Source organism: Prevotella sp. OH937_COT-195, assembly GCF_003932845.1.
Lineage (GTDB): Bacteria > Bacteroidota > Bacteroidia > Bacteroidales > Bacteroidaceae > Prevotella.
The window spans coordinates 165271-182268 of the sequence record NZ_RQZH01000002.1 but is presented as its reverse complement, the minus strand read 5'-3'; the positions used below and the strand labels follow the sequence as shown (position 1 = coordinate 182268).

Here is a 16998-nt window from a genome sequence, read left to right as displayed (position 1 = left end):
TTTTTCCTCTCATTTCTCATATTGTCTTCCATTTAATCACTTCTCGCAAAACAAATTCGGCTGAATTGAAGAGAGAAACAGGCGAAATTGGTTTGCAAAACGGGCGAAATTGCTAATAAAATCAGACTGTTTTGCTTCTTTTATTGTCAAAAGAAGCTTTGTCGGATAGTATTTTTTTGTAGAATGACAATATCGAAGCGGCATAAGTGTCTTTGGAATACAGTTTCGTAACCACTTCGCGCGCTTTGCCGGTAATGCCGCAATATTCCTCGTCCGTCATTTTTTCTGCTCTCGCCAGCATGTCGGCAAGTTGGGCGGCATTGTCGAAACGCAGTGCAATGTCATGCCCCATAAGTCGTTTTCCGTTTTCAAGTTGTTCCAAAGTGCCTCCCGTGTTTCTTGCTATCGCGAGACATCCGCACAGCATTGCCTCCGGCATGCATCGTCCGAATGCTTCGAAACGCGACGGGATTATTATTGCTCTTGCATGCTTCATTATTTCTTCTATGTCGGTGCGAACGCCGAGGAAACACACCTTTTCTTTCATGCCGTTTGCAGCAACAACGTTTTCGATGTCTTGCTTTACCGTTTTGCCTGAAATGTCTCCTGCAAGATATAATGGCAGCGGCTCTTTATCGCAGCCAGAGGCGTATGCTACATATCCCCGCATAAGAATGTCAAGTCCCTTGGCTTCCTCCAAACGACCGGCAAAAAGGAAATAGTCGCCTCGGCTGCATACGTTTTCTCCATGCGGCATTGTCGGGCATATTCCGTTATAAACCACCACCGACCTCGGGTTTTGTTGTTGATTGTTATGTCGTTGAATATCGTTTGTTATACAGATGGAGTAACTGTCTGCCGACAGCAGTTGTTTTGTGAAATGTCGTTTGTTGGGATAGTATGACAAGTTGAAATCCTTGTCTGCATATTCGCGAATGTGATATATGTGCGGCACATTCAACTTTTTTGCAGCCTTGAAGCCGATGTCTATCACGCTGACATTGGTGTGAATGATGTCGGTTTTGTTCTTTTGCAGGTATTTTGCAAGTTGTATTGCGGCTTTGCGGTTTAAATACAGACGACCGAGCAGCCTCGGAACGAAAAGCAAATAGTCTGCAATGGAGTCCAGCCACGGATAAACGGCGGGGCGGTAGTTTAATATCAGCACGTCGATTCCCTTTGATCGAAGTTCGTCGCAAATGCCTTCTCCGTCCGGCACCACCACGGTAGGTGTGACACCGGCATCTGTCGCACTTTCCAAAAGTGTCAAGAAAGATTTTGTCGCACCATTTTGCATGCGTGTGGAATTGAGCAAATATGTTATTTTCATTTCTCAATCATTTTTGCGGATATATCCAGTGAATGCCTGTCGTTTTCTCTTTTTTCCTCGATATGATTATGTCTTTTAAGTGGAACATAAGCCATACTAGTTCTTTGAAGAATGTACCTGTTACATATTCGCGGCGGGGCAGTTTCTTAACATAACAATTTTTGAGTTGCCATGCAATCTCCTTGATTGCCGAAAAGAAAGAGGAGTTTATGTCGCAGGCTGCAAGCAATATTGTGCGCCGTATCAGTTTGTTGTCATAGATCTCCTTATTTCCGTAAATTTTCCTGTCGTGCCACATTTCGGCGGCAGGTACGAGGTAGGTCTTAATGTTGTGAAAAAGCATACGATCGTAGTAATTGTTGTCTTCGCCATATTGGAAGAACAACGGATTGAAACCGCCTATCTCTTTCAACATTCTCACGGGCATCAACCAGCATGCCGCACATATTTCTCCCGTCTCGAATCGTCCTTGCTCATTTCTTAACCGGAAAACGTAGTCTGTAGCACTTCCGGACAAGACGACAGTGTTTTTTGCGAAGTTCAGGTCGAGGTCTGTCCCGTCGCCGTTCAGGTGAAGAGGAGACATGAGCGACTTGCCGTCGCTTTGTGCAAGCAGCAGAGACAAAGTCCGGGGCTGTATCGCCGCGTCTTGGTTTAGCAGCAACACATAGTCTGCATCGTGTTCTATGGCATAACGGAAACCAACGTTGTTGGCTTGTCCGAAACCGAGATTGATGTCTTGGGGAAGCCATACTACATCCGGATATGCCGATGGCACATGCCTGCGGGTATCATCGGTGGAACAGTTGTCGATTACTATCGGTGTCACCATTACGGTGCTTGCTTGCAGACTGTGCAGACAACGGTCTATCCATGAGTGCCTCATGGCATTCCATGTAACGATGATGGCGTATATTTTATATTGCTTCCCGTTCATCTCCCTCATGGTATGTTTGTTGTTGTTTTTTGTTAAGTCCCGATGACACATAGATAATAAAAACCATTATCAGCATCAGTGTGTAATGCCAAAATGCGTATTTGTAGTAGAAAATGCCGAATATGGGAATCACGGCAGACGTGAAAACAGCGAGCATCTCGCCTATGTCAAATTCTTCGCGGTGACTTCGCTTTATTATGAGCATGTTAATTATGAAAAAGAACAATACCCACATGAACATGCCTATCGGAGACAAGTCGAGCATAATGTCCCCGACATAGGCAGGAAATACACTTATGAAAAAACCCTGATGCCCCGAACGTTCCTCACGACGCTCTTTTTTCGAGTCTATTTTCATGATAAAATGGTTTATCATAGGAAATTCTCTCTCCGAACATATTTCATCGTATTTTGCATTCTCCCAGAAATAGCAGAAATTTAGATAATTCTGCCCTGCATATTGTATGGCACCTCCTTCTGCTCCTTCGTCTCTGTCTCCGAATCGTGCCACAGACACTGCAACGATATATGTTGCTATTATCAACAACATAGGGGTACCGAATATGAACATTTTACGCTTGAAATTCTTCGTGAGATTTTTCCAAAAGAAGATTAGACAATAAAGGAACATCATGGAATACAGTATGAGTTCTGTTCTGTCGGCTGCCTGCAATGCCGATATTGGAGTTGTAAGCGAAGCAAAAAACAACAGGGCGAGGAACCACTTACTCTTGTTGGTAAAGCACGCATAGTAGAAAAAAAGCGGCAGGGCGACAAGTGTTGACAGTTTGAGATAATAGAAATATCCGAGTATTGAGGGGAGAGTTTGGGCTTTTGCTTCAGCCGGTGTTTCTATGCCCTCATAGTGCGCACGCCTTACTGTTTCAAGATCGCCACTCAGTATCTCGGCCGTAGAGTCTGCCACGAGCCAAAAATTCAGCAGCGATACGCCGATAAGCATAAGACTGATTACTGTGACAAGATGGGGACTATTGTTGGAAATGTTCTTTATCTCCTTGCTGTAAATCATGGAGAAAGGGAGAATGCCCAACATTATGGTGACACAGAATATTACTGTTGGCAAGAAATTCAGTTCGATGTCATAACGGTCAAACAATATTCCACCGGCATCGGTGAGATCGTTTGTCACTATAATTATGCTGAGAAAGGTGGTAAAAGCATACAGACCTGACATGTAAGTGCATACGTCTAAGCCGTTGTGGGTTTTCCACCAATATATTGTAAACAGCAGGAAGAATACGAACGGTATGAAAAACATGAGAAATGCTTATTTTGATTTGAAAAGAAATACAAGATCCTTCCACCCGCCGCAAAACACCTTCGTCTGTCTTACGAAGATATGCCGATATGCCGGTATGAAGGCATCTGAGAGATAGCCGGCCGCAAGGTTGCTTATTATGGCAATGCAAGCAGCCGCAACAATTCCGTATCGTGGTAACAACAGGAAATTCAAAGATACACAGATTATGCAACCGGTGATGTCTCGCAGTATTGCCCATTTTTGAACACCTTCGATTATTAGCATCTTTCCCGCCGAACTTGACAATGCCACCGTGACACTCTTGAATGCAAGAATGGCAAGAACCGTGGTGGCATCTATATACTGACTACCGAACAGCAACAGGAGAATCCACTTGGAAAGCATAGAGATTATTAATGCGACAAGGAACGTTGACCAAAATGATATATTGATAAATCTTTGGGCTTTTATGCAGTATTCCTCGTACGACTTTTCTTTTGCAGATACGAGTACCGGGGTCAGAGTGTCGCTAAGGATAAAAGGAATGTAGATTATGATGTCAACAATTCTTACTGCCACTGAGAAAATTCCAACAGAATTGTTGTCGAGCATTTGACCAATCATTACTTGGTCTATGCGCTGGTATATGATTACTGCCGCACTGGTAAGCATGAGAGGGAACGACTCTTTGAGCAGGAAAACAGCGGTTTTCTTGTCAAAAAACCATGCTCCGGGGCTGCCGGTCTTTTTGATGTAAGACATGACATAGCCGCCGGCAACAAGCAATGTGTCAAAAGCGGTGGCGGCAATAAACCATGCAAGGTCGGCATCGAAAATGATAAGCACGATTTTTATCAGTGCACCGATTACGACTCTCGCCATTTCCGACTTCACCACATATTCGTTATCGACGATGGCCATGAAATAGTTTCGTATCACGTTGAAACTGTTCGCTATCATCGAAAGGGCATACATCGCAACCATGTAAGTGGTAAATCGGTCGGCTTCCAAGAATACTGACATGGATATGCAGAGTATGAATACTACTGCCCCCAAAGCCAATTTCAGGTAAAATGCCGTTCCTATATATTTGTTGTATTCCTGCCTGTTGCGTGCTTCTTCACGTATTTCGATGCTGTCGAGACCGAAACTTGCCAATATTTGGAAAAGCATGACATAACTGATGACATAGTTCATCAACCCGAACTGCTCCGGTCCCAAATACCTCGTTACCAAGATACCAACGAATAATGACCCCAACAGATTGACAATCTTTCCCGACATTGACCAGAAAAGATTTGAGTATATTTTCTGCTTATAGGCAGAACTTACATGTTTTTCCAAAATTTTTTTTAGCATGGACAGATAATAGCAAAGCCGCTTTTAGAGATTTCAACTCTTTAATTGAGCGACGATGTCATCTTTTATGCAGTACAAGACAAGTATGATAAACGTGAAGAACATCATTCCGAGTACAAAAACAATTCGTTTCGGACCTGCAGCCTTGTACGGCACGGCAGCCCCTTGAATCATTGTGAATGCAGGAGTGCGTTCTTGCAATTTCGCAATGGCAGCTTGGTATTGTGCGTTAATGGCAGTATATGTATTGAATTTCAACTGCATGTCATTTTCCAAGTCGGTCTGCTTTGCCTTGAAACTGGCAAGAACAATGTCTGTGTTGGCATCGGCATAGCCTCCGTAGAGTTGACGGGCTTTCTCGTAGTTGGCTTTCGCTTCGGCGGAAAGTTTCTTGTAGTGTTCGACATCTATTCGGGCTTTGCTTGTGCGATATTCCGTGATACATGCTTGTAGTTGCGACCGTACGGAATCTGCAAGGGTCTTGCATATCAACGGGTCTTGCGCATTTGCGGTTATTGTTATCACTCCGGTTTTCTTATCTACCGCGATATTGACATTTTTTCTTATGGAGTTAATTATGTCTTCGTCTTTCCGTGACAAATAATAAGGGTTTTTCTTGCCGTTCTTACCTGTTTTCAAGGTGTCTTCGTTATTCGAGAAAATTTGGAATACATTCAGCATTCCGCTCCACCATGCGTGTTTCTGATGGTTTTTCAGATAATCGTAATAATTAGTTTTTATTTCTCCATCGCTGCTTATTACATTTATTTTGAATAGGTCGAAGACAAATTTATTGTCCTGTACGAGTTCCGGATACAATAGTGGCGTGATGGCATCATTGCTCTGAATGTTGCCAAGATTGATGCCGAATGTTGATGCAAGCGAACTCAGCGAACCGCCCGCCATGGGGTTTGCCACCTCCGGTGCCATCTTTGTCTGCGTGCTGTAATATCTTGGAATGCACAAAATATATGCAGATGCCAATACAAAAACAATGGGTATGGCAATGAAGAAAAGTTTTCTTCTTTGCCATACTCGCCGTATAACGATCTTTAAATCTATCACGTTTGATTTCTTTCCCTCTTCCATTTCAAGACGTTTTTCAATATCTTACACTTTCGCTATTTCTTTATTATGTTTGCCAGTGTGGCTATGATTGTGGCGAATGATGCCACGCTCGATGCCAACGATATGGTTTGTGCGAGCATTCGCGGGTCGCGCTGTGCCTTGCTCGGCACGAAAATCTCGCAGCCCGGCTCAGGTTTGGCGTTGTGAGCCACACGTGCCACCTTGCCGTTCATATATATAATAAAGGTGTGGTTCTTCTTCGCACGATTGCCCCAGCCGCCGGCTTGGTTGATGTAATAACCGGCTTTCTTGCCTTTTTGGTAACCCACGGTGTTGGGGTACATAACGTCTCCGCTAACCTTTACCGTACTCGTGTATTGCGGTACGATAAGACGGTCGCCTTCGCGCAGCACTATGTCCTCGTCGCCACCGGGTTCGGCGAGAGCCTTGTCGAGTTCGATACCTACATAATAAACGTCTCCGATGTCAATTTTCTTGATGTTTATCGAATCTTTGTCGTTTGTGTTCGACTTTGCCATGTTCAGCAATGTCTCGGTACGCATGCGCTCCTCGGGTGTAAATCTCCGTTCGAGTCTCGCTCCCTTTGTATATGCACGGTCGTTTACTCCGCCCGATGCTTTTATGAGATCGCTCAGCCTTTGATTCTTTCTTTCAAGCGTGTATGTTCCGCCGAACATCACTTCGCCTTCCACAATCACGTTCTGCTGTTTGTAGAATCCCGGACTTTTGCGTACATATACCTCGTCGAACGGCATGAGCGTAAAGCCTTGTTCACCATCTATTACGAAGCCGTCTTTCAGTGCGAAACTGTATGTGCGGGCTATTATTGAGTCGGTTGAGTATGCTTTCGGGTTGCTGATGCGGCGTGCCACATCCACTTTTACCGTAGAGGCTGTCTGTTTTAATCCTCCCGCTTGCAGCACAAAGTCTTCGAGAGTTTCGTTATCGGCATATTTATACACACCCGGATAGTGAACTTCGCCGTGTATTGTTATCGTACGTTCTTCCATCATCTCTTGTTTAGTGGGAATGAACAGTACATCGTTAGGCTTCAATGCAATGTCGGGAATTTTACCTGAAACGATACCGTCTATATCTACCGGTATTACCTGCAATGTGCGGTCTTCCTTCATTCGGTGCATAACGGCATGTGCGATGAATGCCTCTTCGGTAACTCCTTCGCAACATTCGAGCAGTTCGCGTATCGTGGTTATGTTGCCACCAACCTGATACATGCCCGGACGGAACACCGCTCCCTTAACCTCTGCCATGTTGGAGAAGCGCGGGATAATGGAGTCAACACTCACGGAATCTTCATCGGTGAGATGGAACGAACTCATGTCGAACTCGTCAACGTTATACACCGAGTATTCGCGACCGGTTTTGCGCACCAGCCTTACCGACTTGGTATAGGCATCGCCGGTAAATCCTCCGGAATATTTCATCAACGTACCGACACTCTCGTTGCGACGCATCTCGTAGAACATCGGTCGTTTAACCTTTCCGGTTATGTTGACGAGACAATCGTAAGGACCTACCACTATCACATCGTTCTCGGCAAGTCGCACGTTGCCTGTCAGTTTGCCGTTAAGTATATAGTCGTATATATCCACGGTGGAAATCAGTCTGTTGTTGCGGAACACCTTTATGTTTCGCAGCGTACCGAGATCGTTTACACCTCCGGCCATGTAAAGTGCGTGGAACACCGATGCAAAGGCGGATAATGTATATGTTCCCGGTGCTTTTACCTCGCCCATGACGTTTACCATTATCGTGCGTGTTTGTCCCACGGTAAGGCGTATCTGACTGCTGCTGTAACGTGTGCCGAGGGTCGATCGCAGTTGTGCATTGGCCTGCGACACGGTCATTCCCGAAACTTGCACGGGACCGAAACCCTCGATAGTAACCGTTCCGTCGGGACTCACCGTGCTCTCTATCGTGCGTTGCGAAGCACCATATATGTCGATGAATACCGCATCGCCGGGACCGAGACGATAATTCTGCGGCGTGGCAATGTTCATGTTCGGCTCGAAAGTAAGGTTTTTGTTGTTGAAGATGTCTCGCCCGAAAACCTTCCTTTTGTTTTCTTTCATATATATCATTTCAAGCGAGTCGGGCAGCATATTTTTCAGTTGTCCGCTCATTTCCATGAAATCTTCGTCTGCCTCATCGTAAGTATGACGTGTCTCGTTGGTACCTTGCAGTCTTAGCGATGATTTACGCTGTGCCTGCATTCGTTGCAGCTCCATCTCCTGAACCGACTGCTCTTTCTTGTCTCCGTTGCTGTTGCGCAACCGCGACTGTGCCGACTTGGCATCTTCGACAGTTCCGAGTCCTTGTTTGTTTTTCATGCGCTCGTATGTATTCTTGACGCGGCGTATCTGGTTTATATCCACTCCGCGCTGCATCAGTTTCGTTACAATCTGCGCCTGAGACGTGCCTTTCTCGTATTCTTTCACAACGAACTGCATTACCTGTTCGTCTGTCATGCCGGATTGGGCAAATGTTCCCAGCGAACAGAAGCCCAGCATGAATGCAATTATAAGTAGTTTTTTCATATTCTTATGTATGTGGACAACGGTCTTACGTATTCTTTTTACATTATGGTTTCCCACGTCCGTCAAATCTTTTTTCCGTCAACAATTCTCAAAACCGTGTCTGTAATTATTTTCAAGTCGCCAAGAAGCGAGCGTGTCTCCAAGTAATGAATGTCCATTTCGAGACGTTTCAACATTTTTTCGATGGTATCCGTATATCCGTTGTACAGCGTTGCCTCTGATGTAAGCCCCGGACGCATCTCGTAAATGAGCGCGTACCGGCTGTCGTGCTCCATTATTTTGTCGATGAAAAATTTCCTTTCGGGTCGTGGTCCTACTATCGACATGTCTCCGCGCAGTACGTTCCACAGTTGCGGAAGTTCGTCAAGATGGTGCGAGCGCAGGAAACACTCAAGTTCTGTAGAAGCCATTCCTTCCGCACATGGTATCAGTTGCGGACCGTTTTTCTCGAAGTCTTTGCTCATGGTGCGAAACTTATATATTGTGAACGGTCGCCCGCCTTTACCGATACGTTCCTGACAAAAGATGACGGGACCGTTGTTTTGCAACCTGAGCAGTATGGCAAACACCAACATGACAGGCCAGAGCAACATTAATGCCAAGGCAGCTCCCGTGATGTCGAAAAGCCTTTTTACGGCTCTCTGGGTTTTGTTCATGGCATCATGGCTGTCTCGCAAACCGGTATCTTTCTGCTCCATTTAGTTCTCCGACCTGTTTTTATATATTGAATAACACTTTTTTCATTAATATGTTGCAAAGTTACACATATTTTTTTTTTATTTTACGCAACAGGTTATAAAACGACATATCATACACTTTTTTACCATAAAATTTGGGGGAATGAATATAATTTGCTAACTTTGCATTCTGTATGTACTCATAAAACCGGGGTTGACTGGATTTGACAGCAGGCCGGAGTGGTACGTAAGCACGCGGAGCGTTGTCCGGTGGCTCCCAAAACACAACGGTCGTCAAATTTATCTGGCAACAACAATTATGCTCTCGCTGCCTAAACGAAGGACAGTAGTTTACCGGCTTTATTCCGCTACAAGGTAGTGGAACGAGACATCGCTCGAAAGCCGTCGTCCCGAGGCTCTTTGATTAAGCGGTGCAGCAAAATCGGGAATAGTCTTGTCGCGCCCCGGTGGCTTGATGAAATTTAGGGGATAAGGCAGTGGTTGGTGGTTCGGGTCTTGCCACTGCTCGAAAACCGAAGACCGAAATAAGCGTGTAGAAAGCGTATGGTTCCCCTGTTTGGACGCGGGTTCGACTCCCGCCAGCTCCACTTTATGTACGGCCCAGTAGGAAAAAGCCGGATGTAATTTATGGTGAGTTTATACGACAATACCCCAAACAGAATGGCACATAAATAGTATGCTTTCATACCAGTTATAACTAAAGAAAACGAACTGATATGAAAGCATTATTTGTAAAGAAAAAGAGAGTATCGGAAGAGGTAACCACGAAGAGATTAGGAAAATAACATTATATTCTTTGTATTCCAATTTTTTATTCCGAAATTACGATTCGCCGCTGACTTTTTTGAAAGCGTTTATACCACCGACAACTGTTTGGAATTCGCCTTTTGGTATATTCCAATATGTAGCTTCCAAACGACCATTAATCAGCAAGGCTGTCACTGTTAGTTTGATATCTTCTTCTGAGTTTAGAATAACAATATCTCCAACTTTGAGTTCATTCATAATTCCTCCTTTCCTTATTTAAGTTCAACATAGTGAGAAACGCCTAACCAGTAACCCTTGGTGTCTCATATAACTGATGAGTCGAGCCCTGCCTCTGTATGCGATACGGAGACTATTTTCTTTTACAAAAGACAACTTTCGTGCCAATTTCTTATTGCTGACAATTTGACATACCTAATACCGAGTGATTTCAAAGTTATCTCCTAAAAAAGAGAAATATTTATGAACGAGTCAAGCATAACAATCTATTGGTAGCAGAACGCAGACGGAGGCACCGGCATATCGGTCAGCGGAGTAATGGAATGGCAGACACTTTTCCGAGAGGCATTCCTGTCTGTGGATAGACTTCCGTCACTACACGATATTACCGAGAGGGAAACGAGTGACGAGAATGTCGGAAATTCGGCTACCGTAGCACTTCTCAGCAGCCTTATCGGGATTATCCGAAAGAATATTAAGATGAGTGGCTGTATCGTTACCGAGCAGGAGCGGAATATGAAATTTCCTACTGAGCCATAAACTGTGCTAAAACTCTGCTAAAACAAATTATGTATACTTTTGGATTTTGAACGCTAATTGTAAACCCAACACGTATTGGGAGAATGATAAAAGAAATAGCGGGAATCCTTTATTTATCGGGATTTCCGCTTGTGTCTTGGGAGGGTGCCCGATGGGATTCGAACCCATGACATTCAGAACCACAATCTGACGCTCTAACCAACTGAACTACGGGCACCATGTAAAAACAATTGCTGTATTAAAGCGAGTGCAAAGGTAATGGAATTATTTTATATATCCAAATATAATGTTTGTTTTTTATGTTCAAACATGATATTTTCTTTGAATTTAATGTTCGTAATCCGCTTCTGCAGTTGCTTCCGGCAAAATGTCTTCAATACTCGAACTCTCGGCATCTGTCACTAAATTCTTTGGATTTTGTCTCGCTCCGAGTTTTATTAGTTTCATTGATGTGGTAACAATGCTCTGCCCTCCCGGTGCGAGTTTCTTTTCTCCATCCTCGTATGTCTTTTGCAGGCGGGTTATATGCTTACCCATCTCTTCGTAACTCTTGAGAAACTTTCCCACCCTGTCGAGCATCTCTTCTGCCAGTCGGAACACTTTTTCGTGGTTCTCTGCCTGCACTATCTGAGTCCATGTCATGTTTATTATGCGCATTGCGGCAAATAATGTCTGCTCGTCGGCGATGAATACATTGCGTTCCATTGCTTTACGCCACAAATCGGGTTGAGCGTTCAGTGCGGTCCACAGTGCTCCGGTATGCGGCATGAACATTATCACATAGTCCATCTTTATTTTTGGAGGCTGTATGTACGAAGAGTAATCCTTGTCTGAAAGTTCCTTCACATGACGATTTATGCTTTCTACATGTGCTTTCAGGTGCCGTTGTTTCTCTTCGGGGGATTCGGCATTTACAAAATCGATGAAACTTGACAGCGACACCTTTGAGTCGATTATCAGTTCACGGTTTTTGTCAAGGTGCATTATGATGTCGGGACGCAGGTTGCTGCCTTCTTCCGGGCGTACAATGTTTCCGCGAGCATCGCGTATTGTTGTTTGCGTCTCGTAGTGTATTCCGCAGTGCAGACCTTGCGACTCGAGAATTTCGTCGAGCACCGTTTCGCCCCAGTCTCCTTGTACTTTTGTCTCGTGGCGGAAAGCACGGGTAAGTTCTTCTGTGCTGCGTTGTGCGGCTTCGCTCTGTCTCATCATGTTTTCTATATTGGCACGCATTTCGCTTGTCATTGATGTCTGTCGCAAGGTGTTGTCATTCAGTGCCTGCCGCATGTCGGAAATTGTTTTTCGCAGAGGGTCAACAATCTGTACAATGCTGTTGTTACTCTGCTCTGCAAATTCCTGCTGTCGCTGTTTCAACATGTCGCTTGTGGCAGTTTGCATTTCGGCTTTCACCTTTTCTATGACTTCATTGAAACGTGCCTGCTGTTCGTTCATTGCTTCGTTGTGTCGTTCTTCGTAATGCTGTCGCATCTGTTCCATTTGCTGCCTCAACATCTCTGTTTCTGCCGTTAGTGCTCCGGTTTTTCCACGTCCGTACAGAATACCGATGACAATACCAATCGCGAGTCCAAGTAAAACAAATAATATCTCCATAATCATGGTTAGTTTTTTAACATTTGCAAAGTTAGCGATTAATTTCAAAAAAAACAATTTTCCTTGCCAAACATACTTTAATCTGAACTTATTTGTTTATTTTTGCAATTGACAATAGATGTCAGTTATTTGTAAAACATCATTTTCTGTTTTTTTAAGTTATATTGTTTTTATGAAACCCATTGCATATTTCCATTCGCCATTCAGCAGCAAGTTTGGCATACCGCGGCAAAGCGGATTGGTGGAAGAGTTGGACGGAGAAATCGTTTTTGAGCCGAAATACCGTAATATTGATGCTTTGCGCGGACTTGAAGATTTCAGTCACTTGTGGATAATATGGCTTTTTTCTGCCAATCAAAAGCATCGCGAAAATCTTACCGTGCGTCCTCCGCGCCTTGGAGGAAATTGCCGTCTTGGAGTGTTTGCCACCCGTTCCCCGTTTCGTCCCAATCCCATAGGTCTCTCGTGCGTATGTATAAATAAGGTGGAAATTGATGAAAAACGGGGTCCTGTAATCACTGTAAAAGGAGCCGACTTAATGGACGAAACCCCGATTCTTGATATTAAACCGTATATAAAGTACTGCGACTGCAAAGAAGATGCCCGTTCCGGTTTTGTTGATAATACGGAATGGGAGAAGTTGTTCGTCGTTCTCAGCGAACAACTACAGTCAAAACTTACTGACGAAGAACAACGTGTACTTGTGAGAGTGCTGGAACAGGATCCGCGTCCACGTGTACAAAACGATCCGGAACGTGTCTATGGAATGCCGTTTTACGGAATGGAAATACATTTTAAAGTGAGTGAAGGCAAGTTGTTCGCATTCTGAAAAAATGTCTTTTTTAAATCCTTTTGTACTTTAGTTGCCTTATCTAAGTTAACTTTGTTCGGTTGACAAGCGGCTCTCGACTACAAAATGGTAGTGAGCGGAGGAATATGCCGAGCCGTATTAATGAACGAACCAATGTTTTGGAACGAAAATAGACCTGAATACGAAAAACATTACCCGACAAAACAAACTTAATTTTTAAGGCAATAATTTATGAAATCTGCTTTATTTAATAATTTTTCATATAAAATGCAAAAATAATTATCAAAAAATTTGGAACATATTGTATTTTTTTATAAATTTGCCATCATTGAGAGGTCTTCCTGACAACTCGTGAACAACGCACACACATTGTAACGTAATAGAAATTGTACATTTTGAGATTAACATTGAAAACATTCTGAAAGTTTTTCACAACCTAAATAATTAGTTAATATTTTTGTTTCACTAAAAAAAAACAGTTATGAGTAAAAAACTTACATCTTTAATGGTAATCGCGGCGGCGGGGCTGCTGTCATTTCCGGTTTGTGCTCAGGATTTAGTTGCCGAAAAGGCTATCCTAAAGGGGAGAAACACAATTAAATCTACGGAGAGACTGAACTTCGGAAACATGTCGAAGGAGAATATTCTCATAAAAGCGATTGAAAGTGGAAGGGCTGATAAAACAGAACTTGAAAAAATATGGAATGATAATATCGGCACTTCCGCGGTACGTAACAATTTTAAAAAGGCTGCAAAAGTGGATGAGTTGCCATATATAAATGACATCTCTACTGAAGAAAAATTCGGTGAACTTACGGTAATTGATGCTAATAATGACTCAAAGACATGGGAATACTATGTAAGTCAAAAATGTGCAGCTTACAAATACCATTCTACAAATCAAGGAGACGATTGGTTGATAACTCCAGGAATAAAACTTGTGGCAGGAAAGAGTTATAATTTTAGCGTTGAACTTGCAGCAGGATTAGCGTCATTCCCTGAGTCTTTTGAAATAAAAATGGTAAAGGCAGATGACACTCCTACTGCCAATGCTCTAAATGGAGGAACAGAGATAGTTACGAAAAAGACAATCGAAAATAATAAGTATACTGCTTATGGTAAAGAAGGAATAGTTGTTCAAGAGGAGGGTTATTACTATTTCGGTATTCATGCCGTGACAGACCCCGATAAATTCTATCTTTATGCAAAGAACATAAATATCACGGTTGGTACAATTACAGAAGAATCTCCGGCAGCTCCGACAATAGAAGTTACACCCGCGGCAGAAGGTAAACTTGAGGCTGGCGTAAAGGTTATAGCTCCAACGAAAAATGTAAAGGGTGATGACCTTGGCGATAACATTTCTAAGATTGAAGTTTTCCGTGATAATGTAAAGGTGAAAACTTTCAGTCCCGTAACCAAAGGACAGGAGCTCAACTTTGATGACAAAGATGGTATGACCCATGCCACACATAAATATTATGCTATTCCTTACGACAAGGAAGGGGAGCCCGGTGTAAAGAGTGATTTTGTAGAAGTATATGTAGGTTCCGATATTCCTAAACTTCCCAATGAAATGACTGCTACCGACATGTCAAACAAAATTGGTTTCAAGTGGGATCTCGTAAATTCCGGTGTTCAGGGTGGATATGTTAACCCTGCCGAAATAGAATACGACGTTTACACATTAGTTATTAAGGAATTGTGGGGATACCAATATCTTGATTTGGATGAACTTCTTGCAACCGTAAAGAATAAAGATTCTTACGAGCATGCTGATGCAACTCTTGATGAAGGAGATCAAGGTTTCAAGTTCTTCGGAGTGCAGACAAAGAATGCGGCAGGTACCAATAAGAGTTTTGTAAGTAGCGATATCCTTGTAGGCAAACCATACGAACTTCCTTTATTTGAAGGTCTGAAAGATAGAAAGTTCCATTATGTATGGTATAGTGACGGAGTAGTATCCGGTCTTTATATTTCTGAAGATGCAACAGATGGTGACGGCGTGGCTCTTGATTTCCGTATGAGAGATGGTGCTCAACCGGGGCAAGGCTATCTGTCTACAGGTAAACTGAACTTGAATCCTGCAGCACATCCGACTCTGTTGTTCGATGCCAAAAGAGGTAATGCAAACTCTAATCTTGCTATTTATGGTTCAAAAGACGGTGCAGAACCTGAAAAGATTACTGATGTAGAGTTGAAAGATGAATATGAGAAAATTAAAGTTGATTTGTCAAGTCTGAAAGGCAGCAGATATGCACAGTTACGTTTTGTGAGCAACTTTGCAGCACCTACCGACAACGTAATCATTGACAACATAATGGTTCGCGATTTCTATTCTGACGACCTTGGAATTGAAATGACTGCTCCTGAAATAGTTAAAGCAGGTGAAAAGGCAACCGTAGTGGTTACCGTTGAAAATAACGGAGAGAACACATGTAACAGTTATACGGTTGATTTCTATGCAGGAGAAAGGAAAATAAAGACAGAGAATGTTACGGAAGCTTTGAAGATGTTTGAGAAAAAACAGTTCAATTTCGAATATGAAACAACAATCTTCGATGAACCGGGTGATGTGACACTGAAGGCAGTTGTAACATCCGAAGGTGACCTTAAGGACGAGAACAATACAACTCAGAGCATTATAACAGTTAAGCAATCTACTGCTGCTGCTCCAACGGATCTTAATGGAACCGAGGCTGACGGTGTTGTGACTCTGACATGGAAAGCTCCTGTAAATACGACTACAGAGGTTACTGAAGACTTTGAGTCATATGCCATTTGGATTTATGAGAATATCGGTGAATGGACTCTCATTGATGGCGACAAGGGGCTTACCGGTGGTTTCTTCCAAGGTACCATGTATCCTTCTCAAGGAAATCCATTTGCATACACTGTATGGGCACCAAGAGATTACAAGGGTGACGGACAACTTGACATTACTCAAGCTAATACGGCAATGATTCCGCACAGTGGCGACAAGGCTTTGGCATCAATTTATTCGTACATAGTTCCGGAAGATAATCCCCAAGGTGAATTTATTCCGAACGATGACTGGCTGATTAGTCCTGAACTTCCGGGTGTTGCACAGACTATCAATTTCTATGTTTCACATTATACCACTAATGATGGTACACAGAAATTCCCACAGACTTATCAAGTACTGTATTCGGAAACCGGTAAAGAGGTAGCAAATTTCACTGCCATTGGTGGAGATCGTAAGACTGCAGGTGGTTGGGAGAATATCTCTGTGGACTTACCTGATGGAACCAAGTATTTCGCTATACGCAATATTTCAAATAAGGATGATGCTTTCATATTCCTCTTAGATGACATAACATTCTCTAAAGGTGGTGGTGAGATTGCAAGTTACAACATTTATGTTGACGGCGAACTTTACACCAGCGTTAACGGAAATGTATTGACAGCAGTAATTAAGAATCTGGAAAATGCCAGCCACAAGTTTGCAGTGTCAGCCGTATATTCTAACGGTCAAGAGTCTAAGCCTGTAACATTTATTCTCGTAACAACAAGCATTGAGAATATTTCTGTTGACGGCAAGCCGGTTGATATCTACACAATAGATGGAAAACTCGTTCGCAAGCAGGCTACAAGTCTTGAAGGTCTGAACGGTCTTTACATCATCAACAACCAGAAGGTTATCATCAAATAACCAAGTGTTTTGATAATTATAAGACTTTTTAAGCCTTGGAAGATATAAACTGAAAAAACCGCTGTTTTGGGAAACAAAACGGCGGTTTATATTTCTTAATATTACTAACATTTATTATATTTGCATAAATAAAATAAATCATATAAT

At 43.0% G+C, this 16998-nt stretch carries 12 protein-coding genes, 1 tRNA gene and 1 other RNA gene; 4 read left to right on the top strand and 10 right to left on the bottom strand.

Annotated features, from left to right (window positions below; all coding sequences use genetic code 11):
* Nucleotides 1–121: 121 nt before the first annotated feature.
* From EII32_RS01845 to EII32_RS01815, 7 genes are all read right to left on the bottom strand, one after another.
* The gene (locus EII32_RS01845; RefSeq protein WP_125233754.1) at nt 122–1330 is read right to left on the bottom strand and encodes a glycosyltransferase; all 1209 of its coding nucleotides are present in this window, start codon (nt 1328–1330) and stop codon (nt 122–124) included.
* A gap of 7 nt (nt 1331–1337) precedes the next feature.
* Nucleotides 1338–2276 carry a glycosyltransferase family 2 protein gene (locus EII32_RS01840; RefSeq protein WP_158611102.1) on the bottom strand — a complete coding sequence of 313 codons (939 nt, stop codon included), beginning with the start codon at nt 2274–2276 and terminating at the stop codon, nt 1338–1340.
* A complete protein-coding gene (locus tag EII32_RS01835; protein ID WP_125233752.1) occupies nt 2248–3546 on the bottom strand; it encodes a hypothetical protein in 1299 nt (432 codons plus the stop codon). The genes EII32_RS01840 and EII32_RS01835 overlap by 29 nt, the downstream gene beginning before the upstream one ends.
* A 9-nt stretch (nt 3547–3555) precedes the next feature.
* The gene (locus tag EII32_RS01830; RefSeq protein WP_158611101.1) at nt 3556–4872 is read right to left on the bottom strand and encodes a flippase; all 1317 of its coding nucleotides are present in this window, start codon (nt 4870–4872) and stop codon (nt 3556–3558) included.
* A 48-nt stretch (nt 4873–4920) separates the two neighbouring features.
* Nucleotides 4921–5976: a chain-length determining protein gene (locus tag EII32_RS01825; RefSeq protein ID WP_125233750.1), complete on the bottom strand. Its 1056-nt coding sequence runs from the start codon at nt 5974–5976 to the stop codon at nt 4921–4923.
* A gap of 32 nt (nt 5977–6008) precedes the next feature.
* A complete protein-coding gene (locus EII32_RS01820; protein WP_125233749.1) occupies nt 6009–8534 on the bottom strand; it encodes an SLBB domain-containing protein in 2526 nt (841 codons plus the stop codon).
* 62 nt (nt 8535–8596) lie between these two features.
* Entirely contained in the window at nt 8597–9232 is a 636-nt protein-coding gene (locus EII32_RS01815; protein WP_125233748.1) for a sugar transferase, read from the bottom strand.
* A 189-nt stretch (nt 9233–9421) separates the two neighbouring features.
* On the opposite strand from EII32_RS01815, the gene ssrA reads away from it, so the two are divergent.
* Nucleotides 9422–9822, top strand: a transfer-messenger RNA (tmRNA) gene (ssrA, locus tag EII32_RS01810).
* A 232-nt stretch (nt 9823–10054) separates the two neighbouring features.
* Here ssrA and EII32_RS01805 read toward each other — a convergent pair.
* Complete coding sequence (locus tag EII32_RS01805) at nt 10055–10237, bottom strand: hypothetical protein (RefSeq protein WP_125233747.1); 183 nt, start codon at nt 10235–10237, stop codon at nt 10055–10057.
* Between the two features lie 297 nt (nt 10238–10534).
* Between EII32_RS01805 and EII32_RS01800 the strand changes: the two genes are divergently transcribed.
* The gene (locus EII32_RS01800; RefSeq protein ID WP_125233746.1) at nt 10535–10756 is read left to right on the top strand and encodes a hypothetical protein; all 222 of its coding nucleotides are present in this window, start codon (nt 10535–10537) and stop codon (nt 10754–10756) included.
* Between the two features lie 143 nt (nt 10757–10899).
* Here the strand turns inward: EII32_RS01800 and EII32_RS01795 are convergent.
* A tRNA-His gene (locus EII32_RS01795) sits at nt 10900–10973 on the bottom strand.
* Between the two features lie 110 nt (nt 10974–11083).
* Nucleotides 11084–12367 carry a DNA recombination protein RmuC gene (rmuC, locus tag EII32_RS01790; protein ID WP_125233745.1) on the bottom strand — a complete coding sequence of 428 codons (1284 nt, stop codon included), beginning with the start codon at nt 12365–12367 and terminating at the stop codon, nt 11084–11086.
* A 172-nt stretch (nt 12368–12539) separates the two neighbouring features.
* Between rmuC and tsaA the strand changes: the two genes are divergently transcribed.
* Nucleotides 12540–13196, top strand: a complete 657-nt coding sequence (gene tsaA, locus EII32_RS01785) for a tRNA (N6-threonylcarbamoyladenosine(37)-N6)-methyltransferase TrmO (RefSeq protein ID WP_233582283.1) — start codon at nt 12540–12542, stop codon at nt 13194–13196.
* A gap of 463 nt (nt 13197–13659) precedes the next feature.
* Nucleotides 13660–16851, top strand: coding sequence for a choice-of-anchor J domain-containing protein (locus EII32_RS01780; protein WP_125233743.1), 3192 nt, complete (start codon nt 13660–13662; stop codon nt 16849–16851).
* The last annotated feature ends 147 nt before the right edge of the window (nt 16852–16998 follow it).

Coding starts and splice junctions, on each gene's coding strand:
- rmuC (WP_125233745.1), bottom strand. CDS start 12,367: ATGGAGATATTATTTGTTTTACTTGGACTCGCGATTGGTATTGTCATC.
- EII32_RS01815 (WP_125233748.1), bottom strand. CDS start 9,232: ATGGAGCAGAAAGATACCGGTTTGCGAGACAGCCATGATGCCATGAAC.
- EII32_RS01845 (WP_125233754.1), bottom strand. CDS start 1,330: ATGAAAATAACATATTTGCTCAATTCCACACGCATGCAAAATGGTGCG.
- EII32_RS01805 (WP_125233747.1), bottom strand. CDS start 10,237: ATGAATGAACTCAAAGTTGGAGATATTGTTATTCTAAACTCAGAAGAA.
- EII32_RS01800 (WP_125233746.1), top strand. CDS start 10,535: ATGGAATGGCAGACACTTTTCCGAGAGGCATTCCTGTCTGTGGATAGA.
- EII32_RS01780 (WP_125233743.1), top strand. CDS start 13,660: ATGAGTAAAAAACTTACATCTTTAATGGTAATCGCGGCGGCGGGGCTG.
- EII32_RS01825 (WP_125233750.1), bottom strand. CDS start 5,976: ATGGAAGAGGGAAAGAAATCAAACGTGATAGATTTAAAGATCGTTATA.
- EII32_RS01820 (WP_125233749.1), bottom strand. CDS start 8,534: ATGAAAAAACTACTTATAATTGCATTCATGCTGGGCTTCTGTTCGCTG.
- EII32_RS01835 (WP_125233752.1), bottom strand. CDS start 3,546: ATGTTTTTCATACCGTTCGTATTCTTCCTGCTGTTTACAATATATTGG.
- tsaA (WP_233582283.1), top strand. CDS start 12,540: ATGAAACCCATTGCATATTTCCATTCGCCATTCAGCAGCAAGTTTGGC.
- EII32_RS01840 (WP_158611102.1), bottom strand. CDS start 2,276: ATGAGGGAGATGAACGGGAAGCAATATAAAATATACGCCATCATCGTT.